This is a genomic window from Streptomyces glomeratus (assembly GCF_021462825.1).
Taxonomy (GTDB): Bacteria; Actinomycetota; Actinomycetes; order Streptomycetales; family Streptomycetaceae; genus Streptomyces; species Streptomyces glomeratus.
Genome location: NZ_JAKEEB010000020.1, coordinates 92,783 through 115,704, shown reverse-complemented (window position 1 = coordinate 115,704; position 22,922 = coordinate 92,783). Strand labels below are relative to the sequence as shown.

Here is a 22,922-nt window from a genome sequence, read left to right as displayed (position 1 = left end):
TCCCCTAGAGCCGCGAGGCGGCGGTCGCGGGCTCCGGTGGCCCGGCTTCCGTTCCGCCTCTTTGCTGTGCGATGGCTGTTCGAACACCAACGCATCGCGCGGAACGTTACCGTATCGCGATCAGATGACCACTTCGACGCCCTCGCCGGGTGCTTTACCTGACACCCGTTCGGATTCCAGGGCCTGCTGGAGGATGATGACGGCCGCCGCCTGGTCGATGACGGCCCGGCCCTTCTTGGACTTCACGCCGGAGGCGCGCAGTCCCTGACCTGCCGTCACCGTCGTCATCCGCTCGTCCACGAGCCTGACCGGAACGGGCGCGATCGAACGGGCCAGGTCCTGGGCGAAGCCGCGGACCTTGACGGCGGCCGGGCCCTCGCCCCCCTTGAGGGAGCGAGGGAGGCCGACGACGACCTCGATCGGCTCGTACTCCTCGACGAGTTGCTTCAGCCGGCGCTGGGCCGCCGGAACGTCCCGGCCCGGGACCGTCTCCACCGGAGTGGCGAGGATCCCGTCGGGGTCGCACGAGGCGACCCCGATACGGGCGTCACCGACGTCGATCGCGAGTCGGCGTCCTCTTCTCATGCCCGCGGCCGCCCTACTTGGCGGTCTCGGCGACCAGGCGCTCGACGGCCTCGACGGCCTCGCCGATGGCGGCCGGGTTCTGGCCGCCGCCCTGGGCGACGTCCGGCTTGCCGCCACCGCCGCCACCGAGGGTCTTGGCGGCCGTGCGGACCAGGTCACCGGCCTTGAGGCCGCGCTCGCGGGCGGCCTCGTTGGTGGCGATGACCGTCAGCGGCTTGCCGTTGTTCACCGTGAACAGGGCGACCACGGCGGCCCGGCCGCCCTGGATGCGGCCGCGCACATCGAGGACCAGCTTGCGCAGGTCGTCCGGGGCGGTGCCGTCCGGGACCTGCCCGGTGACGACGCCGATCCCGCGGACGTCCTTGGCGGACTCGGCGAGCCCGGCGGCGGCCTGCAGCACCTTCTCGGCGCGGAACTTCTCGATCTCCTTCTCGGCGTCCTTCAGCTTGCCGAGCATGCCGGCGACCTTCTCCGGCAGCTCCTCCGGACGGCCCTTGAGCAGCTCGGTGAGCTGGTTGACGACCGTGTGCTCCCGGGCCAGGAAGGCATAGGCGTCGACGCCGACGAGGGCCTCGATACGCCGGACACCGGAGCCGATCGAGGACTCGCCGAGCAGCTTCACCAGACCCAGCTGGGCGGTGTTGTGCACGTGCGTACCGCCGCACAGCTCCTTGGAGAAGTCGCCGATGGTCACGACGCGGACCCGCTCGCCGTACTTCTCGCCGAACTCGGCGATGGCGCCCCGCTTCTTGGCCTCGTCGATGCCCATGATCTCGGCCTGCACGTCGAGATCGCGGGCGAGCACCTCGTTGATCTTCTGCTCGACGTCGGTCATCACGGCCGTCGGGACGGCCGACGGGGAGCCGAAGTCGAAGCGGAAGCGGCCGGGCTGGTTCTCGGAACCGGCCTGGGCAGCCGTCGGCCCGAGGGCGTCGCGCAGGGCCTGGTGGGTGAGGTGGGTGGCCGAGTGGGCGCGGGCGATGGCCTTGCGGCGGCGGGCGTCGATGGAGGCGTGGGCCTTGGCGCCGACGGTGACCTCGCCGACCTGGACGACGCCCTTGTGGACGTACACACCCGGGACCGGCTTCTGGCAGTCGCGGATCTCGATGACGGCACCGGAGTCGACCTTGATCCGGCCGGTGTCGCCGATCTGGCCGCCGCCCTCGGCATAGAACGGGGTGCGGTCGAGGACGACCTCGACCTCGTCGCCCTCGGTGGCGGCCGGGGAGGAGACACCGTCGACGAGGATGCCGACGATCGTGGACTCGCCCTCGGTGTCCGTGTAGCCGATGAAGTCGGTCTCGCCGGCGGAGTCGGCGATCTCACGGTAGGCACCGAGGTCGGCGTGGCCGGTCTTCTTGGCCTGGGCGTCGGCCTTGGCGCGCTCCCGCTGCTCCTTCATCAGGCGGCGGAAGCCGTCCTCGTCCACCGACAGCCCCTGCTCGGCGGCCATCTCGAGGGTGAGGTCGATCGGGAAGCCCCAGGTGTCGTGGAGCAGGAAGGCCTTGTCGCCGGGCAGGATCGTGCCGCCGGTGGCCTTGGTCTCGGTCACGGCGGTGTCGAGGATGTTGGTGCCGGCCTTCAGCGTCTTGAGGAAGGCGGCCTCCTCGGCGAGGGCGACCTTCTCGATGCGCTCGCGGTCGGTGACGAGCTCGGGGTACTGCCGGCCCATCATGCCGATCACGACGTCGATCAGGTCCTTGACCACCGGACCGGTGGCGCCGAGCAGGCGCATGTTGCGGATGGCGCGGCGCATGATGCGGCGCAGGACGTAACCACGGCCCTCGTTGCCGGGGGTGACGCCGTCACCGATCAGCATGGTGGCGGTGCGCATATGGTCGGTGACCACCCGCAGGGAGACGTCCGAGGGGTGGGCGTCGCCGTAGGCGACCCCCGTCAGCTCCGTGGCCTTCTCGATGACGGCCATGGAGGTGTCGATCTCGTACATGTTCTGCACGCCCTGCAGAATCATGGCGAGACGCTCGAGACCGAGGCCGGTGTCGATGTTCTTGCTCGGCAGGTCGCCGAGGATCTCGAAGTTGTCCTTGCCGGTGCCCTCGCCGCGCTCGTACTGCATGAAGACGAGGTTCCAGATCTCCACGTACCGCTCGTCGTTGACGGCGGGGCCGCCCTCGACGCCGAACTCCGGACCGCGGTCGTAGTTGATCTCGGAACACGGCCCGCAGGGGCCGGGGACGCCCATGGACCAGAAGTTGTCCTTCATGCCCAGGCGCTGGATGCGCTCGGCGGGGACACCGATGACGTCGCGCCAGATCTGCTCGGCCTCGTCGTCGTCCTGGTAGACCGTGATCCACAGACGCTCGGGGTCGAGACCGTAACCGCCCTTGTCCTGGGGCGTGGTGAGCAGCTCCCAGGCGAGCTTGATGGCGCCTTCCTTGAAGTAGTCGCCGAAGGAGAAGTTGCCGCACATCTGGAAGAACGTGCCGTGCCGCGTGGTCTTGCCGACCTCTTCGATGTCGGGGGTGCGCACGCACTTCTGCACGCTGGTGGCGCGCGGGAAGGGCGGCTTGACCTCGCCCAGGAAGTAGGGCTTGAAGGGCACCATGCCGGCGGGGACGAGGAGCAGAGTCGGGTCGTCCGCGATAAGCGACGCCGAAGGGACGACGGTGTGACCGCGCTCCTCGAAGAAGCTCAACCAGCGGCGGCGGATTTCAGCCGACTCCATCAGTGGTCCTCATTCCGGTTGTACGAGTACGTCGTGGTCTCGACGTGCTTCGGGCTGTTGCGGTTCTCGATGACGGCGTACCGCCGGGGTCCCGGGAGCTGGTCGACGGGTGCGTTCAGGCCGAGCGCGTCGCCGAGTTCCGCCTCCCGCTGGGCCATGCCGGCGCGGACGTCGAGCGCGAAGTCCCGTGCGCGGTCTTTGAGCCGGTGGCCCACGTCGATCGCCTTGTTCGCCGCCTGCGCGGCCAGGCTCTCGGGGGTCAGCTGCCTCAGCTTGCGGTTGACCTTGGTGGTGGCCCACACACCGGCGGCGACACCCGTGGTGAACCAGAACGTACGGCGGAACATCGCTCGGTCAGAGCCCCTCTTCCCGGTTGTTTCCCCGGTTGTTCCGCTTCCCCCGTCGCTGAGACGGGACGGTGCGGCCCACGATCACGGTACGCCGGGGCGCCTTGGCAGGCACGTTCTCGCGACGGCCGGCGATCGCCCGGCGCACGCCGTAGCCGAACGCCGCGACCTTGACCAGGGGCCCCCCGAAGGTGGAGGCGACGGTCGTCGACAGCGCCGAGGCGTTCGACGTGACCTCCTGGACGTCCGACGCGATCGCGTCGACCCGATCGATCTGGGTCTGCGCGGAGCGCACCGCCGCGGAGGCGTCGGACAGCAGCGGGACGGCCTGGTCGGTCACGTCCGCCACCAGCTTGGTGGTCGCCTTGAGCGTCTGGGCCAGCCTCGCCAGCGCGACGGCGAGGAAGGAGACCAGAATCGCCCAGAAGACAGCCACCAGGATCCCGGCCACCTCTCCACCGGACACCGTGTGCACCCGCTCCCTGGTACGTGCCTGAACATCGAAAACTCGTCCCCCGAGCCTATCGCGCCGGGGCGGCCGGTCCGTACCGGATTAGGAGGGCCGGGCGCACCGGGACATGCGTCGGCCCGCCGTCCCGACCGCCCGGAGGGGCGGGGGACGACGGGCCGATGCGCTGGGGTGCTACGTCCGCCGGAAAGGGATCAACGGGCGTAGTACTCGACGACGAGCTGCTCGTCGCAGATCACCGGGATCTCCTTGCGGTTCGGCTCACGGTCCAGGCGGAACGCCAGGGCCTTGAGGTTCACCTGGAGGTAGCGCGGGGTCTCGCCGTCGGGGGCGAAGCCACCCTCGCGGGCGATCTGGAAGAGCGACTTCTCACGGCTGCGCTCGCGGACCATCACGACGTCGTCGGGACGGACGCGGAACGACGGCTTGTCGACCTTCTGGCCGTTGACCTCGATGTGGCCGTGGACGACCATCTGGCGGGCCTGGTAGATCGTGCGGGCGATGCCCGAACGCAGGACCAGCGCGTCGAGACGGCGCTCCAGCTCGACGATCAGGGCCTCACCGGTCTTGCCCTGGACCTTGGACGCACGCTCGTAGGCGCGCACCAGCTGGCGCTCGGAGATGTCGTACTGAGCGCGCAGACGCTGCTTCTCCAGCAGACGGACCTTGTAGTCCGAGTTCTGCTTGCGGCCACGGCCGTGCTCGCCCGGCGGGTAGGGGCGGGCCTCGAAGTACTTGACGGCCTTCGGGGTCAGCGCGATGCCGAGGGCACGCGACTTCTTGACCTTGGGGCGGGACTGGTTCGCCATGAACCAAACACCTCGTGTTTCTGTATGGAATCGGCTTCACCAGGGTTAGGGGAGGTCGCATCCGCAGCCGGGGAATCCCTGCGGGTCCGCGTGGGACCTGCCGGGCAGCCGCTCCCCTGGTCTGGGCACATACGTGCAGCACGCGAGTGGCCCACCGACCTGTCACCGGGTGCACCGGGAGGTGGTGGGCTGCCCGCGACACCGTTCGACGGTGCGCGACGCTCCTGGATCCCCGTGCCGTCAGGCGACGGGGTTCCGGCTGGGTGTCCCGCTCTGGTGGTGCCGGCCTCTCATTCCTGAGGTGCCGGACACGGGACTCAGCACTTCGAGCAAGTCTACAGGGCGGCTACGGCTGCTTTCGACGCAAGTGCTTGCGGGTCCATTCCACCGCGTCCGCGTAACGCGCCTCCGCGCCGTGCCGGGTCGGGGTGTAGTACTCGCGGCCCTTGAGCGCGTCCGGGGCGTACTGCTGCGCGGCGATGCCCTCGGGCAGGTCGTGCGGATACACATATCCCTGGGCGTGGCCGAGTTTGGCTGCGCCCTTGTAGTGCCCGTCGCGCAGGTGCGGGGGCACGGGTCCGGCGAGGCCCGCCCGGACGTCGGCCATGGCCGCGCCGATCGCCGTGGTCGCCGAGTTGGACTTGGGGGCGAGCGCGAGGGCGATGGTGGCGTGGCTGAGGGTGAGGGCCGCCTCCGGGAAGCCGATCATGGCGACGGCCTGGGCGGCGGCCACGGCGATCGGCAGCGCGTTCGGATCGGCGAGGCCGATGTCCTCGCTCGCGGAGATCATGAGGCGGCGGGCGATGAAGCGGGGGTCCTCACCGGCTTCGATCATGCGGGCCAGGTAGTGCAGGGCCGCGTCGACGTCCGAGCCGCGGATCGACTTGATGAGGGCGCTCGCCACGTCGTAGTGCTGGTCGCCGTCGCGGTCGTACTTCACCGCGGCACGGTCCACCGTCTCCTCGAGTGTCGTGAGGCCGATCTCCGTCTCGCCCTTGTCGAGGGCGGCGCCGGCCGCCGCCTCCAGAGCGGTCAGGGCGCGGCGGGCGTCGCCGCCGGCGATCCGCAGCAGATGGGACTCGGTGTCCTCGGGCAGCGTGACGGCGCCGGCCAGGCCCCGCTCGTCGGCGAGGGCCCGGCGCAGCAGGCCGCGCACGTCGTCGTCGGTGAGCGGTTCGAGGGTGAGCAGCAGGGAGCGGGACAGCAGCGGGGAGATCACCGAGAAGTACGGGTTCTCCGTGGTCGCCGCGATCAGGGTGACCCAGCGGTTCTCGACGGCCGGCAGCAGGGAGTCCTGCTGGGCCTTGCTGAAGCGGTGGATCTCGTCCAGGAAGAGGACGGTCTCCTTGCCGAAGCCGCCGGTGGCGCGGCGGGCGCCGTCGATGACCGCACGGACCTCCTTCACGCCCGCGGTGATCGCCGACAGCTCCACGAAGCGCTTGTCGGTCGCCTTCGAGACCACGTACGCCAACGTCGTCTTGCCGGTGCCGGGCGGGCCCCAGAGGATCACCGAGGAGGGGCCGGCCGGCCCGCCGTTGCCCTCGCCGACCAGTCTGCGCAGCGGGGATCCCGGCTTGAGCAGGTGCTGCTGGCCCACCACCTCGTCGAGGGTGCGCGGGCGCATGCGGACCGCCAGGGGGCTTGCGGCCGGGTCCTTCTCCTGGCGTTCTTCTGCGGCGGCGGTGAACAGGTCGGGCTCCACGCTGAAACCCTATGCCACGCCACTGACAACGCCGCCGGGCCCGGCGCGGAAGCCGTGCGGCCCTCGGTCAGGCCCTCCGGGTCAGCCCCTCACGCCCGGCGGATCAGGCCCAGAGCTGGCTGCCCCAGCGGGTCAGGATGAGCATCGCGATGATGCCGACGTGCGTGACGGGGAGCACCCAGGTGAACTCGCCGAGGAAGTTCTTCACGGGGCGCGGCGCGGGCAGGAAGTCGTTGCGGACGTTGAACGAGGTCACGTACCAGAACATGGTGATCGTGGCGACCCAGGCCAGCGAGCACCACAGGCACAGCGCGTTGATCCGGTACAGCGACTGGAACTGCAGCCAGGTGCAGAAGGCCACACCGAAGAGCGTGCCGAAGTTGAAGGTCAGCCAGTACCAGCGGGGGAAGCGGACCCGGGTGAGCAGGCTCATGCCGACGCAGATGACGATGCCGTAGCAGACGAGGCCGAGCATCGGGTTGGGGAAACCGAACACCCCGGCCTGCTTGCTCTCCATGACACTGCCGCAGGAGACGATCGGGTTGAGGCTGCAGCTGGGGGTGAACGTCTTGCCGCTCACCTTGCCCTCGAGGATCTTGAACTTGTCGATCGTGATGACCCACGCGGCGAGCAGACCGGCCGCGCCGGTGATCACGAGCAGCAGGGCGAACGCACGACTGCCACCGACCGTCCGGGGCGCGTCCGTGCGTTCCGTCTCGATGGGTCCGGTGGAGACGTCCTTCACTGTCGTCTTCGTCATCACGCCGATTCCGATGCTCGGGGTTGGATCTGCGGGCTCAGGTCATTGTGCCGCACACGGGCCCGTGTCCACCGTTCGATGGACATGAGAAGGTACGCACGGTCGTCGCGGAACGTTCGGTTCAGGCCGAGGCTCGTGGCCATGACCACAGATGCGAACGGACTCGCGGTGGACGTGCGAGGGCTGCGCAAGCAGTACGGGGACGTCACCGCGGTCGACGGGATCGATCTCGAAATCCGCCGCGGCGAGGTGTTCGGCCTGCTCGGGCCCAACGGAGCGGGCAAGACCACCACCGTGGAGATCCTCCAGGGCAACCGTGACCGGGACGGCGGCGAGGTGTCCGTCCTCGGGGCGGACCCGGCGAGCGCCACACGCGCGTGGCGCTCGAAAGTAGGCATCGTCTGGCAGGACGAATCGGCGCCCGCGGAGTTGACGGTCCGCGAGACCGTGCGGCACTTCGCCCGCTACTACCCCCGGCCGCGCGATCCCGAGCAGGTCATCGGGCTGGTGGGCCTCGGGGCGAAGGCGGACAGCCGGATCAAGGGGCTTTCGGGTGGGCAGCGCCGCCGTCTCGACGTGGCGCTCGGCGTGATCGGCGACCCGGAGCTGCTGCTCCTGGACGAACCGACGACCGGATTCGACCCGGCGGCCCGGCGCCGGTTCTGGGAGCTGATCCGCACGCTCGCCGACGAGGGCACCACCATCCTGCTCACCACCCACTATCTGGAGGAGGCCGAGGAGCTGGCCGACCGGCTGGCGGTGGTGGCCAAGGGCCGGGTGGTGGCCGAGGGCACCGCGGCGGCGCTGCGGGACCGCTTCGGCAGCGAGGCGATCGTCGAGTGGACGGAGGCGGACGGAAGGCCTCGCCGGGAGCGCACGGGAACGCCGACGCGGACGGTCACCGAGCTGGCCGGGCGTTTCGACGAGATCCCGGGGCTGCGGATCAGCCGCCCCACCTTGGAGGACGTGTATCTGCGGCTGACCGGACAGGAGAACGCGCGATGACCACGACTGCCGTACGGGCCCGGACCGAGGCCACCGCCGGGCGGCTGCCCGGGGCATGGGTGCTCGGGCTGCACAGGGGCGCCCTGGAGATCAGGCAGTTCTTCCGGCAGCGCGATCAGGTGGTGTTCACCTTCGCCTTCCCGGTCGTGTTCCTGTTCCTGTTCGCGTCGATCTTCCACGACGCCGTGCGCGGCGCCGGCGTCACCGCCTCGCAGCTGTACGTGCCCGCGATGATGGCCTCGGGCATCATGTCGACGAGTTTCCAGTCCCTGGGGATCTCCATCGCGGTGGAACGCGACGAGAAGGTCCTGCGCCGGCTGCGCGGCACCCCCATGCCGCCGACGGCGTACTTCCTGGGGAAGATCTGGCTGGTCCTGTTCACCGGTGTCCTGGAGACGGCGATCCTGCTGCTCGCAGGGACCACCGTGTACGGCGTCGATCTGCCCTCGGACGCCGGGAGGTGGTTCGACTTCGGCTGGATCTTCGTGCTCGGGCTGACCGCGTGCGCGCTGCTCGGCATCGCGATCAGCTCCGTGCCCAGGTCCGCCAAGAGCGCCAGCTCGGTGGTCGTCCTGCCCTTCCTGGTGCTGCAGTTCGTCTCCGGGGTGTACATCTCCGTCAACAGCATCCCCGACTGGATGCTGAACCTCGGCGCCCTGTTCCCGTTGAAATGGCTGTGCCAGGGACTGCGGGGCGTGTTCCTGCCCGACTCGGCGAAGGTGCTGGAGCAGGCGGGAAGCTGGGAGTTCGGAAGGATCGCCCTGGTACTGGCGGCCTGGTGCGTCGGAGGATTGGCGCTGTGTCTGCTGACATTCCGCTGGAAGGACCGGCGCCAGGGATGAGCGGGCCCGGCACTGCGCGCGCCGCGCACGCCTGGGACCGTTCGATGCGGCTGTGGGACGGGTACTTCACGGTCGCCTGGGCGGCCACCCTGGCCGGCGTGCTCGACGCCGCGCACTCGGCGTGGCCCCTGCGCGCGGTGGCGGCCGGGCTGCTCGTGCCGCTGGTGCCCTGGTACGTGTCGGTGGGGCGCGCGCTGCTCAGGGAAGACCCGCCCGGGGAGCGCCGGGCGCTGTGCTACCTGGGCGGGGTTATGGCGTTGTTCCTGCCGTCGGCGGTCCTGGTCGGCGAGACACGGCTGATGTCGTTCGCGCTCATCCCGCAGTGCTTCATGGCCCTCCAGACTCGGCGGGCCTTCGCCGTCGTGGCGCTCATCAACCTGCTCCCCGTGGCGGGCTGGGCGCTGCTGTGGCGCCCGGCCGCCGAGGACTTCGTATTCAACGCCCTCTTCGCCCTGGTGACCCTCGTCTTCTCGGTGGTCATCGGCGGCTGGATCATCCGCATCATCGAACAGAGCGGGGAGCGGGCCGAGCTGATCGCACAGCTCGACGCCAGCCGGCACGAGATCTCCCGGCTCTCGGCCGCGCACGGTGCGCTCAGGGAACGCGAACGGCTCTCTCGCGAGATCCATGACACGCTCGCCCAGGGCTTCACCAGCCTGCTGATGCTCGTCCAGGCGGTGGAGGCCGAACTGGAGCACGACGTCCCCCGGGCCCGCCGGCATCTGGCCCTGATGGCGGAGACGGCCCGGCAGAACCTCGCCGAGGCGCGCGCCCTGGTGGCGGGGGGTGCGCCCGCCGACCTGGCCGGGGCGTCGCTTCCGGACGCCTTGCGGCGGCTGGCGGCACGCTACGACGCGCTGGTGGAGGTCACGGGCCCGGTGCGCACCCTGCCCGCCGCACCGGAGGTCGTCGCGCTGCGCTCGTGCCAGGAGGCACTGGCCAACGCACACAAGCACGCCGGGAGTTCGGTGTCCCTCAGCATCGCGCTCGTGTACGCCGACGATGCGCTGACCGTCACGGTGCGGGACGACGGCTGCGGCTTCGACCCGGCCGCGCCCGCCGCGGGCTACGGTCTGAACGGGCTGCGGGCGCGTGCCGCCGAGGTGGGCGGTGCGGCGCAGATCCGCAGCGCGCCGGGCGAGGGCACCACCGTCACCGTCCGGCTGCCCGTCCTGTCTGCTCTCGGGAGTGCCACGTGATCCGGATCGTCCTCGCCGACGACCACCCCGTCGTACGAGAGGGGCTGCGCGCGATGCTGAACGCGGAGCCCGACCTGGAGGTCGTCGCCGACGCGGCGAGCGGGCCGCGGGCCGAGGCCCTGGCTGCCGAGCTCCGGCCGGACATCGTGCTGATGGATCTGCGGATGCCGGGCGGCGGGGGCGTCGACTCCATCGCGCGGATGACGGAGGCGGGGCTGCCGTGCCGGGTTGTCGTCCTGACCACGTACGAGACGGACCGGGACATCCTGCGGGCGGTGGAGGCCGGGGCGGCGGGCTATCTGCTCAAGGACCTGCCGCGCGCCGAACTGGCCGACGCGGTACGGGCGGCGGCACGGAGCGAGACGGTGCTGGCCCCCTCGGTGGCGGCCCGCCTGGTCGACCGGCTCCGCACCAGGCCGGAGCGCCCGCGCCTGTCGGACCGGGAGACGGCGGTCCTGCGCCTGGTGGCCGAGGGCTGCACCAACGCCGAGATCGGGCGACGGTTGTTCATCGGGGAGTCGACGGTGAAGACCCATCTGTTGCGGATCTTCGCCAAGCTCGGGGTGGACGACAGAACGGCGGCGGTGACCAGCGCGATGCGGCACGGGCTGCTCGACCGATGACGACGGGGCCCCTGGCATCGTGTGCCAGGGGCCCTTGCGTGCCGGTCGTACCCGGTCAGCCCAGCCGGGACTCCAGCTCCGCCACGATCTCGTTCACGCCGACCGCCGTCTGCTCCCCGGACTCCATGTCCTTGAGCTGGACGACGCCCTCGGCGAGGTCGCGTTCGCCGGCGACGATCGTGTAGCGGGCGCCGCTGCGGTTGGCGTTCTTCATCGCGCCCTTCAGGCCCTTGCCGCCGTACGCGAAGTCCGCCGCGACACCGAGCTTGCGCAGTTCCATGATCTTGCCGAACAGGATCCGGCGGGCCTCCTCGCCCAGCGGCACCGCGAACACACTGGTGGACGCGGGCAGTTGGAGCTCGATGCCCTCGGCCTCCAGCGCGAGCACCGTGCGGTCGACGCCCAGCGCCCAGCCCACGGACGGCAGCGCGGGGCCGCCGATCATCTCCGAGAGGCCGTCGTAGCGTCCGCCGCCGCCCACCGCGGACTGGGAGCCCAGACCGTCGTGGACGAACTCGAAGGTGGTCCGGGTGTAGTAGTCCAGGCCGCGCACCAGCTTCGGGTCGTCCTCGAAGGACACGCCCGCCGCCGTGATCAGCTCGCGGACCTCCTCGTGGTAGGCCTTGCACGCGTCGCACAGGTAGTCGCGCAGCAGCGGGGCACCCGTCAGCTGCTTCTGGACCGACTCGCGCTTGTCGTCGAGCACCCGCAGCGGGTTGATGTCGACGCGCCGGCGCGTGTCCTCGTCCAGGTCCAGGTTGCGCAGGAAGTCCTGGAGCGCGGCGCGGTAGACCGGGCGGCACTCCTTGTCGCCCAGACTGTTGAGCAGGATGCGGAAGTCGCGCAGGCCGAGCGAGCGGTAGGCCTGGTCGGCCAGGATGATCAGCTCGGCGTCCAGGGCCGGGTCCTCGGCGCCGATCGCCTCGGCGCCCACCTGCGAGAAGTGGCGGTAGCGGCCCTTCTGCGGGCGCTCGTAGCGGTAGTACGAGCCCGAGTACCAGAGCTTGACCGGCAGGTTGCCGGTCTTGTGCAGGTTGGCCTCCAGGGCTGCGCGCAGCACGGAGGCCGTGCCCTCGGGACGCAGGGCGAGCCTGTCGCCGCCCTTGGTCTCGAAGGCGTACATCTCCTTCGTCACGATGTCCGTGGACTCGCCGACGCCGCGCGCGAACAGCTCCACGTTCTCGAAGCCGGGGGTCTCGACATAGCCGTAGCCGGAGTTGCGCAGCGGGGCCGCGATCGCCTCGCGCACCGCGAGGTACTTGGCGGAGTCCGGCGGGATCAGGTCGTACGTGCCCTTGGGGGCCTTGAAGGTGCTCACGGAGGTCTCGTCACATTCCTCGTCGGGGAGCGTCCACATCCGCTCCCAGGCCGGCGGCCACCTGCCGCAGATACGGGTTGGTGGCGCGCTCCCGGCCGATGGTCGTCTGGGGGCCGTGGCCGGACAGCACCACGGTCGAGTCCTCGAGCGGCAGGCACACGCGGGCCAGCGAGTCGAGCATCTCGGCCATGTCACCGCCGGGCAGGTCGGTGCGTCCGATGGAGCCGGCGAACAGCAGGTCGCCCGAGAAGAGGATCGGCGGGATGTCCGCCGCCTCGGGCATGCCGAAGGTCACCGACCCCTTGGTATGGCCGGGCGCGTGCGCGACGGACAGCTCCAGACCGGCCAGTTCGAGCCTCGCACCGTCGGTCAGCTCCTTGACGTCGCCGGGCTCGCCGACGGTCAGCTCACCCATCAGCGGCATCCCGATGGACCGTCCGAGCGCCTTCTCCGGGTCGCTCATCATGTACCGGTCCTCGGGGTGGATCCAGGCGGGCACGTCGTGTGCGCCGCAGACCGGGACGACCGAGGCCACGTGATCGATGTGGCCGTGGGTGAGGACGACGGCGACGGGCTTGAGCCGATGCTTCTCGAGTGCTTCCTCGACGCCTGCGGCGGCCTGGTGGCCGGGGTCGATGATCACGCACTCCTCACCGGCGGCGGGGGCGACGAGATAACAGTTCGTCCCCCAGGCCCCGGCGGGGAACCCGGCAATGAGCACGATCGTCCTTCGTTGTGTCGATACGGGTGGCCACAAGCTGTGGTCCAGAGCCTACCGGCGCTGCCGTTTCCTCAGCGAACCCATATACGGTACGGGGCTAAACGCAGCGGTCGGCACACAAGGACGCACGCGTACCGGTCGACACGACACGCATGAGGAGAGAACCCGGTGGTCAGCCAGGAGCAGCGGCGGCGTCAGCTCGCCCGGGAGAAGTTCTTGCGGCAGCAGCAGCGACGCACCCAGGCACGCCGCAAGTCCCGCGTGCGCACCTCCGTGACCGCGTCGGTACTGGGCGTGATGGTGATCGGCGGCGTCACGCTCTACACGACCGGAGTACTGAAGAACGGCGGCGACCACAAGAACACCGCCTCCGACACCACGCCCGGCGCCACGCCGTCCGGCAAGGCCCCGGACCCGTGCGCGAAGCCGGCGGCCGGCTCGGTGAAGAAGCTGAGCTGGAAGAAGGAGCCGTCGATGACGATCGACACGTCGGCGAAGTACACGATGAAGCTGGCCACGACGTGCGGCGACATCGACATCGACCTGAAGACGGCGGCGGCCCCGCACACGGTGAACTCGTTCAACTTCCTGGCGGGCGAGGGCTTCTTCGATCACACGAAGTGCCACCGCCTGGTCACGGGCGGGATCTACGTGCTCCAGTGCGGCGACCCGACGGGCACCGGCAGGGGCGGGCCCGGCTACACGATCCCCGACGAGAATCTGAAGGACAAGATCCTCAAGGGCAACGTGTACCCGGCGGGCACCGTGGCGATGGCCAACCAGTACAACCCGCAGACCCAGCAGGGGCGCAACAGCGGCAGCAGCCAGTTCTTCCTGGTCTACCAGGACAGCCCGTTGCCGCCGGACTACACGCCGTTCGGCACTGTCTCCGATGCGGGCATGAAGGTACTGAAGAAGATCGCCGCCGCCGGCGCCCAACCGGCGGACCCGGCCACGGAAAACACCGCGCCGAACGCGACCGTGGTGATCGACAAGGCGACGGTGACGAAGTCCTGACCCTGCCCTGATGTCCGAGACGGCCGGCTGCGGAATTTCGGTCGCGCTGGATGCGGACAGGCAACCCGCTGGTCGCCTATGTTGGCCGTGACGAAACTGTGGACGATGCCCGGGGGTGTTAGAGGCCCCCGCAGGCATCATGTGGAGGAGGCGCTGTGAGCAGCGACCCGTGGGGCCGCGTCGACGAGACGGGGACCGTGTACGTGCGTACGGCCGACGGCGAGCAGGTTGTCGGATCCTGGGCAGCAGGCTCCCCCGAGGAGGCGCTTGCCTACTTCGAGCGCAAGTACGAGGGCCTGGTTGTCGAGATCGGCCTCCTCGAGAAGCGAGTGCAGACCACCGACCTGTCGGCGAAGGACGCCCAGACCGCGATCGGTCACCTGCGCGAGCAGGTGGACGCGCACCACGCGGTCGGCGACCTGGACGCACTTCGGGCGCGGCTGGACAAGCTCGTGGAGACCGTGGAGGCGCGTCGCGAGGAGCGCAAGCAGCAGCGGGCCAAGCAGTCCGACGAGGCCCGCAAGGCCAAGGAGGACCTGGTCACGGAGGCCGAGCAGCTGGCCCAGTCCGACCAGTGGCGGGCCGCCGGTGAGCGGCTGCGGGCGCTGGTGGACACCTGGAAGGGGCTGCCTCGGCTCGACCGGAAGTCGGACGACGAGCTGTGGCACCGCTTCTCGCACGCCCGCTCGGCGTTCTCCAAGCGGCGCAAGGCGCACTTCGCGCAGCTGGACGCGCAGCGCGAGGAGGCCCGCAAGACCAAGGAGAGGCTGGTCGAGGAGGCCGAGGCGCTGTCGGGCTCGACGGAGTGGGGCCCGACGGCAGCGCGCTACCGCGAGCTGATGGCCGAGTGGAAGGCGGCGGGCCGCGCCCAGCGCGAGCACGAGGACGATCTGTGGAACCGCTTCCGCGGCGCTCAGGACGTGTTCTTCGCCGCTCGCAGCTCGGTCTTCGCCGAACGCGACGCCGAGCAGGCCGAGAACCTCAAGCTCAAGGAGGAGCTGGCCGAGGAGGCGGAGAAACTGCTGCCGATCACGGACCTGAGGGGGGCCCGCGGCGCCTTCCGCTCGATCAACGAGCGCTGGGAGGCCATCGGCCATGTGCCGCGGGACGCCCGGGCGCGGGTGGAGGGCCGGATGCACTCGGTCGAGCGGGCCATCCAGGAGGCCGAGGAGGCCGAGTGGCGCCGCACGAACCCGGAGGCACGCGCGCGTGCCGAGGGTCTGACCGGTCAGCTGCAGGCCGCCGTGGACAAGCTGAGGGGCCAGATCGAGCAGGCGCGCGGCCAGGGCAACAACGCCAAGGCCGACAAGCTCGAGCGCGAACTGGAGGGCCGTCAGGCGCTTCTGGACCAGGCTCTGAAGGGCCTGCAGGAGTTCGGCGGCTAGCAGTTCACTGAAAATGTTGTGGGTTCTGGCCCCGATCCGTCCGGATCGGGGCCAGTTTGCATGCATGCAGGGTGGCGCGCGACGCCCGAATTCGACCGGTCGGCAAAATGCTCATTCAAGATCGTGAGGCTCGTCACGGGGCCCATCCGTCGTGGTTTGCTGAATCGGTACATTCCGATAAATTTCCGCCGCGATGCCGGGCAATTTGAGCAGTAATTGAGGTATAGCGAGGTTGCCCGAGAAGCAACTCGACCTTTAGTGTCGGTGCAGCGGCTTTGACCAGGCCGCGCCGAACAGCATCGACCATCAGGTTCGGCTTGATAAAGGAATCGGGGAACATGCATATCCGCAGGGGTATAACTGCCGCCGCACTGGCCGCCGTGACCGCCACCGCTGGAGTCGCCCTCACGGCTCCGGCTGCATACGCCGCAAACACGACGTCCAGCCAGGTTTACAGGTTCTATCCCGGGGGTGGCTACAAGTCCACCCGCACCGGAGAAATCGACTTTGTCGTCACCACCGTACGCGATGGCAAGGGTAATCTTGTCAGCGCATCGGGAACCCTGTCCGGCCACAACAATGTGCAGGGTCAGGCTCTCGGAATCAACATGGCCTTCACCCAGCCCTATGCGAGCGGAAGTGCGGCCGGCTACACCCTGACGGGGAAGGTTGTACTGCAGGCCTGCCTGGCCAAGAAGCTTCCCGTCTGCGGCCCCAGCGGTACCATCACCTTTACTGATACGGTAGTCAAGTATGGACCGCAGACTCCCGCCCATGCCAACTCCAGCAACCCGGGGCTGTGGCCTATATTCAGCACTCCGTAAAGAGAACTGACCGGAGGAGAGTCAAACATGAAGCCTCTCTGGGCAAATTTCTCAGGCCTCATTCTGGGTATCCTGCTGGCTCTGGCCGGCGTGGGATATCTGTCAACGGAGCCGGGGAAATCCGGATGGATTATCGCCTTGGGGGCCCTACTCATCGGGTCCGGTCTTTTCTTGGCTGCCAAATATACGGTACGTCTTCGACGAACGCGCTGAAGCGCGCCACGGGAAAGCCGTTGCTCAATTAGGCAGCTGCACACGCACATCGCTCGGCTGGGGTTTCCCAGCCGAGCGATGTGCGTGTGTACCACCGTGCGGCCCTTGCCGGGACGTGGCTACGACCGGCTGCGTCCCGAGGTCACGCGGTACACGTCGTACACGCCCTCGACGCCCCGGACGGCCTTCAGCACATGGCCCAGGTGTTTGGGGTCACCCATCTCGAAGGTGAAGCGGGAGGTGGCGACCCGGTCGCGGGACGTCTGCACCGCGGCCGAGAGGATGTTGACGTGCTGGTCGGACAGCACCCGGGTCACATCGGACAGCAGCCGGGAGCGGTCCAGCGCCTCCACCTGGATCGCGACCAGGAACACAGACGACTGCGTCGGGGCCCATTCCACGTCGAGGATGCGTTCGGGCTCGCGCGACAGTGACTCGACGTTCACACAGTCGGTGCGGTGAACCGATACGCCGCTGCCGCGGGTGACGAAGCCGATGATGGGGTCGCCGGGGACCGGCGTACAACAGCGGGCCAGCTTGACCCAGACGTCCTCGACGCCCTTGACCACCACGCCCGGGTCCTGGCTGCGGCGCCGCTTGCGGCCACGGCTCCGGGTCGGCGGAACGGCCTCGTCGATCTCCTCGGTGGCGGCCTCCTCGCCGCCGAGCGCCTGCACCAGCTTCTGCACGACGTTCTGCGCCGCGACATGACCCTCGCCGATCGCCGCGTACAGCGAGGAGATGTCGGGGTAGCGCATCTCGTGGGCGAGGGTCACGAGCGAGTCGCCGGTCAGGATGCGCTGGATCGGCAGGTTCTGCTTGCGCATCGCCCGCGCGATGGCGTCCTTGCCCTGCTCGATCGCCTCGTCGCGCCGCTCCTTGGAGAACCACGCGCGGATCTTGTTGCGGGCACGCGGCGACTTCACGAAACCGAGCCAGTCGCGGGACGGACCCGCTCCCGGGGCCTTGGAGGTGAAGACCTCCACCAGGTCACCGTTGTCCAGGGTGGATTCCAGCGGGACCAGGCGGCCGTTGACCCGCGCGCCTATGGTCCGATGGCCGACCTCCGTGTGGACCGCGTACGCGAAGTCCACCGGGGTGGCCCCGGCCGGCAGCGCTATGACGTCGCCCTTCGGGGTGAAGACGAAGACCTCGTTGCGTGACAGGTCGAAACGCAGGGACTCGAGGAACTCGCTCGGATCCTCGGTCTCCTTCTGCCAGTCCAGCAACTGGCGCAGCCACGCCATGTCGTTGACGGCGTCCTTGTCCCTGGCCGTCGAACGAGGCGCGTCGGTACGGATCTTGGAGGCGCCCGCGACGGCCTCCTGCTTGTACTTCCAGTGCGCGGCGATGCCGTACTCGGCGCGGCGGTGCATGTCGAACGTGCGGATCTGCAGTTCGACGGGCTTGCCGTTGGGGCCGATCACCGTCGTGTGCAGCGACTGGTACATGTTGAACTTGGGCATCGCGATGTAGTCCTTGAACCGCCCCGGAACCGGGTTCCAGCGGGCGTGGACCGTGCCCAGTGCCGCATAGCAGTCACGAACCGTGTCGACGAGGACGCGGATGCCGACCAGGTCGTAGATCTCCGCGAAGTCGCGGCCGCGGACGATCATCTTCTGGTAGACGCTGTAGTAGTGCTTGGGGCGGCCGGTGACGGTCGCCTTGATGCGGGCGGCGCGCAGGTCGGCCTGGACCTCGTCGGTCACTATCGCCAGGTACTCGTCGCGCTTGGGCGCGCGTTCGGCGACCAGGCGGACGATCTCGTCGTACATCTTGGGGTAGAGGATCGCGAAGGCGAGGTCCTCCAGCTCCCACTTGATGGTGTTCATGCCCAGGCGGTGGGCGAGCGGCGCGTAGATCTCGAGGGTCTCGCGCGCCTTCTTCTCCTGCTTCTCGCGCTTGAGGTAGCGCATGGTGCGCATGTTGTGCAGACGGTCGGCCAGCTTGATCACCAGGACGCGGGGGTCCTTGGCCATGGCCACGACCATCTTGCGCACGGTCTCGGCCTGCGCCGCCTCGCCGAACTTGACCTTGTCCAGCTTGGTGACGCCGTCGACGAGCAGCGCGACGGTGTCGCCGAAGTCGCGGCGCAGCTGCTCCAGGCCGTACTCGGTGTCCTCGACGGTGTCGTGCAGCAGGCCCGCCATCAGGGTGGCCGGGTCCATGCCCAGCTCCGCGAGGATCGTGGTCACCGCGAGCGGGTGCGTGATGTAGGGGTCGCCGCTCTTGCGCTTCTGGCCCCGGTGCCAGCGCTCGGCCACCTGGTAGGCACGCTCGATCTGGCGGAGTGTGGAGTTCTCGATCTTCGGGTCGTTGCTGCGCACTATCCGCAGCAACGGCTCCAGGACCGGGTTGTACGGGTTGGCGCGCTGGACGCCGAGACGGGCGAGGCGGGCGCGCACCCGGTTGGAGGAACCGGAGCGGGCGGGCGGGGCCGGGGCGGGACGGACCGCGGGGGTGCGCTCGGGGGCCGGCTTGGGGCGCGGCCGCTCGGCGGCCGGCTCGACGGGCGCCGACTGGGCATGCTCCACCGGCCCGTGCGGGGCGTCCTTCGCGCTGCGCGCGGGCTGGGCCGCGGCCTTCGACGACGGGTCGGGCTTGGCGGCGGTCAGGTGCTGGGCCTCGTCTGGCAAGAGGGCTCCTCGTGCGCGATCCGGGTCCCCCGGTCAGGTTCCGGAGACCCCATGGTAGCGATCCCGGGCTCCGGGCTCGCCCTCAGGCCGCTGGACGGCCCGTTACCAGGGGAACGCACGAGGCGGGCGCCGGATTCCTCCGGGCCCGCCTCGCGGTGTACGGCGGCCTTCCGCGGCCTTGCGCCGGGGTGTCCCGCACTGGTCTCAGAGCTGTCGCAGAGCTGTCCGCGCCCTTTCTCAGACCTGAAGGAGCGCCTCCAGGGGAGCACCGGCGAGGGCCGGCTCCAGACGGGCACGGCCGCCCAGGAAGCCCAGCTCCATGAGCACGGACACCCCGGCGACCTCCGCGCCCGCCCGGCGGATCAGCCGGAGCGAGGCTTCGGCGGTGCCTCCGGTGGCGAGGACGTCGTCGACGACCATCACACGGTCGGCCGCGGAGAGGTCCTCGGCGTGCACCTCGATCTCGGCGGAGCCGTACTCCAGGTCGTAGGCCTGGCGGAGGGTGGCTCCGGGCAGCTTGCCCGCCTTGCGGACGGGGATGAAGCCGACGCCCGCACGGACGGCGACCGGGGCGCCGAGGATGAACCCGCGGGCCTCCAGCCCGACGATCTTCGTCGCGCCGTGCCGTACGACGAGCTCCGCCAGTGCGTCGGTGAGCGCGGTGAAGGCCCCCGGATCCGCGAGGAGCGGGGTGATGTCCTTGAACATCACGCCCGGCTCCGGGTGGTCCGGCACATCGCGGATGCGGCTGAGCAGCAGCGCCTTTATGTCGGTTGTGTCGGTCATCGACGCTTTCCTGAGGGTCGGCCGCGACCGCGGCCACGGGACGCGGGCTGGTTGCGCTGGCCGACGACCGCGGGCGTGGCGTCCTCGGGCTCGTCGGTCGTCCGCGTCTCGGCCAGGTCCTCCTGGGTGGCGGCCTGGGCGCGCTTGGCGAGGACCCGCTTCCTGAGGGCCTTCATCTGCGGCTCGCGCTCCTTGAGGTCGGCGACGAGCGGCGTGGCGATGAAGATCGACGAGTACGCACCGGCCGCGAGACCGACGAACAGCGACAGCGAAATGTCGTTGAGCGTGCCCGCGCCGAGGAAGCCGCCGCCGATGAACAGCAGGCCCGCCACCGGCAGCAGCGCCACCACGGTGGTGTTGATGGAGCGGACGAGAGTGCCGTTGATCGAGCGGTTGGCGATGTCGCTGTAGGTCCAGCGGGTCTGCTTGGTGATGTCCTTCGTCTGCTCCTTGAGGCTGTCGAAGACGACGACCGTGTCGTAGAGCGAGTAACCCAGGATCGTCAGCAGACCGATCACCGTACCGGGCGTCACCTCGAAGCCGACGAGGGCGTAGATGCCGGTCGTGATGGTGATGTCGTGGATCAGCGCGACCAGGGCCGCGAGCGCCATGCGCCACTCGAAGGCGATGGCCAGATAGATCACCACGAGCACCATGAAGATCGCCAGACCCTGCCAGGCCTTGCTGGCGATCTGCTCGCCCCAGCTGGGGCCGACCAGGTCGGCGTTGATCTGCTCGGAGCCGACGTTCAGGTCCTTGGCCAGCGTGTCCTTGATCTGGTCGGACTTGCCGGTGTCGATACCCGCGACCTGGATGCGCAGGCCGCCCGTGCCGAGCTTCTGCACGACGGCGGCGTGCCCGGAGGCGTCCTGGGCGTACGTCTCGGCCTGGGCCACCGAGACGCTGGTCTTCGGGGTGGTGAAGATCGCTCCGCCCTGGAACTCGATGCCCATGTTCAGGCCACGCACCGTCAGGCCCAGGATGGCCGCGATGGTGATCAGGATCGAGATGCCGTACCAGATCTTGCGGTTGCCGACGAAGTCGTAACCGACCTCGCCTCGGTGGAGCCGGGCGCCGAGGTTGCCGAGCTTCGACATCTCTCACGCCTCCTTCGGGTCGACGGGGGCGGAGGGACGACGGGTGCGCCGCAGGGGCGGCTTGGCGCCGAGACGCTTGGGGTCGAGGCCGGACCAGCTGTGTCCGCTCGCGAAGAACGTGCGGCGGGCGAGGATCGTCATCAGCGGCTTGGTGAAGAGGAAGACGACGACCACATCGAGGACCGTGGTCAGGCCGAGCGTGAACGCGAAGCCCTGCACCTTGCCGACGGTGACGATGAACAGCACCGCGGCGGCCAGGAACGACACGAAGTCGGAGACCAGGATGGTGCGCCGGGCGCGCGGCCAGGCCCGCTCGACGGCGGGCCGCAGCGAGCGGCCCTCGCGGATCTCGTCCCGGATGCGTTCGAAGAACACGATGAAGGAGTCCGCGGTGATGCCGATCGCGACGATGGCACCGCACACGGCGGGCAGGTTCAGCGCGAAGTGGATCGTGGGGCCGAGCAGCGCCATGATCACGTACGTGAGGGTCGCGGACACCAGCAGGGACGCGACGGCCACGAGCGACAGACCGCGGTAGTACGCGACCAGGTAGATCACGACCAGGGCCAGGCCGATGGCACCGGCGATGAGACCGGCCTGCAGCTGCTCGCCGCCGAGCGCCGCGGTCACGGTGGTCACGCTCGACTCCTTGAAGGTGAGCGGGAGCGCGCCGTAGGACAGCATGTTGGACAGGCTCTGGGCCTCGGTCTGGGTGAAGCTGCCGGAGATCTCCGCGTTGCCACCGGTGATCGCCGTCCGGACGTACGGGTGGGAGACGACCTCGTCGTCGAGGACGATCGCGAACTCGTTCTGCGGGGAGTTGTTCTTGGACAGCCGGCTGGTGACGTCGGCGAACTTCTTCGAGCCGCTGGAGTCGAAGGTCATCTGGACCTGCCAGCCGGCGGCGCCCTGGGTGTCGAAGACGGCCTGGGCCTTCTTGACCTCCGTGCCGTCGACCGCTACCGGGCCGAGGATGAACTTGTTCCAGACGTTGCCGTCCTTGCCGCAGGCGACGGTGGTCTCGCCGGGCTTGGCACCCTTGCCCGCGGTGGCGCGCTGCTCGGGCTTGCTGCAGTCGAGGGCGGCGTACTGGGCCTGGATCTTGCCCGCGTCGCCGGACCCGCCGCTCGCGGACGGCGAGGGGCTGGCGGAAGCCTTGGCGGACGCGGAACCGGTCGCGGAGGGGGTGGCGGAGCCGGTCGCCGACGGCGTGGGGGACCCGGCCTTCAGCGCGTCGGTGACGGGGCGGCCCTGCGTGGTGGCGGAGGCCGTCGGGGTCGCGGTGGAGCCGGACGTCTGCTTGCCCGTGCCGCCCGCCTTGGCGCTGCTCGACGCGCTCGGCTTGGCGCTGCCGCCGGCGCTCGGGTTGGCCGGGGTGGCGGCGCCGGACTCCTCGCGCTGCAGGACCGGACGGAAGTAGAGCTTCGCGGTGGTGCCGACCTGCTCCCGGGCCTCCTTGGAGTTCATGCCCCGGGGGATGTTGACGATGATGTTGCGATCACCCTGGGTCTGGACCTCCGCCTCGGAGACGCCCAGCCCGTTGACACGGCGGTTCATGATGTCGACCGCGGTGTCCATGTTCGTCTTGTTGATCGCGTTGGGCTGGCCGGGTTCGTTGATCGCCGTCAGCGTGATGCTGGTGCCGCCGGCGAGGTCGATGCCGAGACGCGGAGTGGGGTGTCCGGAGGCGAACATTCCCCCGGTGAGCGCCGCGATGGCGATCAGGATGAGGACCAGCGAGCGCCCTGGCTTGCTCTGGGCGCTCGCGCTCCGGCCCTTCTTCGGTGCTGCCACCTTCTCGTACTCCCTCTCGGGCCGCCCGGCGCCTGATCGGCACGCGGACGGCCATGACATGGTGTCGGGACTCCGTGCGGGAACGACACGTCCCGGGACGCATA

The 22,922-nt window shown here is 69.5% G+C and carries 20 protein-coding genes; 7 read left to right on the top strand and 13 right to left on the bottom strand.

The genetic code is table 11. The features are described 5' to 3' along the window. Nucleotides 1-120: 120 nt before the first annotated feature. The 7 genes from ruvX to LZ604_RS22705 form a co-directional block, all read right to left on the bottom strand. Nucleotides 121-585 carry a Holliday junction resolvase RuvX gene (gene ruvX / locus LZ604_RS22735; protein WP_234517277.1) on the bottom strand — a complete coding sequence of 155 codons (465 nt, stop codon included), beginning with the start codon at nucleotides 583-585 and terminating at the stop codon, nucleotides 121-123. A 13-nt stretch (nucleotides 586-598) separates the two neighbouring features. After that, nucleotides 599-3,271 carry an alanine--tRNA ligase gene (gene alaS, locus LZ604_RS22730; protein WP_234517276.1) on the bottom strand — a complete coding sequence of 891 codons (2,673 nt, stop codon included), beginning with the start codon at nucleotides 3,269-3,271 and terminating at the stop codon, nucleotides 599-601. Beyond that, nucleotides 3,271-3,618 (bottom strand): hypothetical protein, encoded by a 348-nt coding sequence (locus LZ604_RS22725; protein ID WP_234517275.1) that lies wholly within the window; start codon nucleotides 3,616-3,618, stop codon nucleotides 3,271-3,273. The genes alaS and LZ604_RS22725 overlap by 1 nt, the downstream gene beginning before the upstream one ends. A gap of 7 nt (nucleotides 3,619-3,625) precedes the next feature. Then, on the bottom strand, nucleotides 3,626-4,093 hold the full coding sequence (locus LZ604_RS22720) for a DUF948 domain-containing protein (RefSeq protein WP_234517274.1): 468 nt from the start codon (nucleotides 4,091-4,093) through the stop codon (nucleotides 3,626-3,628). A gap of 188 nt (nucleotides 4,094-4,281) precedes the next feature. Next, nucleotides 4,282-4,896, bottom strand: coding sequence for a 30S ribosomal protein S4 (gene rpsD, locus LZ604_RS22715; protein ID WP_234517273.1), 615 nt, complete (start codon nucleotides 4,894-4,896; stop codon nucleotides 4,282-4,284). Nucleotides 4,897-5,242: 346 nt separating this feature from the next. Beyond that, complete coding sequence (locus LZ604_RS22710) at nucleotides 5,243-6,598, bottom strand: replication-associated recombination protein A (RefSeq protein ID WP_234517272.1); 1,356 nt, start codon at nucleotides 6,596-6,598, stop codon at nucleotides 5,243-5,245. Nucleotides 6,599-6,701: 103 nt separating this feature from the next. Further along, complete coding sequence (locus LZ604_RS22705) at nucleotides 6,702-7,358, bottom strand: vitamin K epoxide reductase family protein (RefSeq protein ID WP_234517271.1); 657 nt, start codon at nucleotides 7,356-7,358, stop codon at nucleotides 6,702-6,704. A 141-nt stretch (nucleotides 7,359-7,499) separates the two neighbouring features. Here LZ604_RS22705 and LZ604_RS22700 point away from each other — a divergent pair, with 141 nt between their 5' ends. From LZ604_RS22700 to LZ604_RS22685, 4 genes are read left to right on the top strand one after another with little or no spacing between them, the layout of a single operon-like run. Continuing rightward, entirely contained in the window at nucleotides 7,500-8,363 is an 864-nt protein-coding gene (locus tag LZ604_RS22700; protein WP_234517270.1) for an ABC transporter ATP-binding protein, read from the top strand. Next, a complete protein-coding gene (locus LZ604_RS22695) occupies nucleotides 8,360-9,205 on the top strand; it encodes an ABC transporter permease (RefSeq protein WP_234517269.1) in 846 nt (281 codons plus the stop codon). The genes LZ604_RS22700 and LZ604_RS22695 overlap by 4 nt, the downstream gene beginning before the upstream one ends. Next, entirely contained in the window at nucleotides 9,202-10,404 is a 1,203-nt protein-coding gene (locus LZ604_RS22690; RefSeq protein WP_234517268.1) for a sensor histidine kinase, read from the top strand. The genes LZ604_RS22695 and LZ604_RS22690 overlap by 4 nt, the downstream gene beginning before the upstream one ends. Next, entirely contained in the window at nucleotides 10,401-11,027 is a 627-nt protein-coding gene (locus tag LZ604_RS22685; RefSeq protein WP_234517267.1) for a response regulator, read from the top strand. The genes LZ604_RS22690 and LZ604_RS22685 overlap by 4 nt, the downstream gene beginning before the upstream one ends. A gap of 55 nt (nucleotides 11,028-11,082) precedes the next feature. Here LZ604_RS22685 and hisS read toward each other — a convergent pair whose 3' ends face one another. Continuing rightward, nucleotides 11,083-12,345, bottom strand: coding sequence for a histidine--tRNA ligase (hisS, locus tag LZ604_RS22680; protein ID WP_234517266.1), 1,263 nt, complete (start codon nucleotides 12,343-12,345; stop codon nucleotides 11,083-11,085). Nucleotides 12,346-12,355: 10 nt separating this feature from the next. Beyond that, nucleotides 12,356-13,066: an MBL fold metallo-hydrolase gene (locus tag LZ604_RS22675; protein ID WP_234517265.1), complete on the bottom strand. Its 711-nt coding sequence runs from the start codon at nucleotides 13,064-13,066 to the stop codon at nucleotides 12,356-12,358. A gap of 168 nt (nucleotides 13,067-13,234) precedes the next feature. Here LZ604_RS22675 and LZ604_RS22670 point away from each other — a divergent pair, with 168 nt between their 5' ends. The 3 genes from LZ604_RS22670 to LZ604_RS22660 all read left to right on the top strand — a co-directional run bounded on the left by LZ604_RS22670 (nucleotide 13,235) and on the right by LZ604_RS22660 (nucleotide 16,292). Next, nucleotides 13,235-14,083, top strand: coding sequence for a peptidylprolyl isomerase (locus LZ604_RS22670; protein WP_234517264.1), 849 nt, complete (start codon nucleotides 13,235-13,237; stop codon nucleotides 14,081-14,083). A 155-nt stretch (nucleotides 14,084-14,238) separates the two neighbouring features. Beyond that, on the top strand, nucleotides 14,239-15,468 hold the full coding sequence (locus tag LZ604_RS22665) for a DUF349 domain-containing protein (protein WP_234517263.1): 1,230 nt from the start codon (nucleotides 14,239-14,241) through the stop codon (nucleotides 15,466-15,468). Nucleotides 15,469-15,806: 338 nt separating this feature from the next. Continuing rightward, on the top strand, nucleotides 15,807-16,292 hold the full coding sequence (locus tag LZ604_RS22660) for a hypothetical protein (protein ID WP_234517262.1): 486 nt from the start codon (nucleotides 15,807-15,809) through the stop codon (nucleotides 16,290-16,292). A gap of 332 nt (nucleotides 16,293-16,624) precedes the next feature. On the opposite strand, the gene LZ604_RS22655 is transcribed toward LZ604_RS22660, so the two are convergent. The 4 genes from LZ604_RS22655 to secD all read right to left on the bottom strand — a co-directional run bounded on the left by LZ604_RS22655 (nucleotide 16,625) and on the right by secD (nucleotide 22,818). Then, the gene (locus tag LZ604_RS22655) at nucleotides 16,625-19,141 is read right to left on the bottom strand and encodes a RelA/SpoT family protein (RefSeq protein WP_234517261.1); all 2,517 of its coding nucleotides are present in this window, start codon (nucleotides 19,139-19,141) and stop codon (nucleotides 16,625-16,627) included. 237 nt (nucleotides 19,142-19,378) lie between these two features. Further along, nucleotides 19,379-19,927, bottom strand: coding sequence for an adenine phosphoribosyltransferase (locus LZ604_RS22650; RefSeq protein WP_234517260.1), 549 nt, complete (start codon nucleotides 19,925-19,927; stop codon nucleotides 19,379-19,381). After that, on the bottom strand, nucleotides 19,924-21,024 hold the full coding sequence (gene secF / locus LZ604_RS22645) for a protein translocase subunit SecF (RefSeq protein ID WP_234517259.1): 1,101 nt from the start codon (nucleotides 21,022-21,024) through the stop codon (nucleotides 19,924-19,926). Before secF ends, LZ604_RS22650 begins: the two co-directional genes overlap by 4 nt. Before the next feature lie 3 nt (nucleotides 21,025-21,027). Beyond that, nucleotides 21,028-22,818: a protein translocase subunit SecD gene (gene secD, locus LZ604_RS22640; protein ID WP_234517258.1), complete on the bottom strand. Its 1,791-nt coding sequence runs from the start codon at nucleotides 22,816-22,818 to the stop codon at nucleotides 21,028-21,030. Between the last annotated feature and the right edge of the window lie 104 nt (nucleotides 22,819-22,922).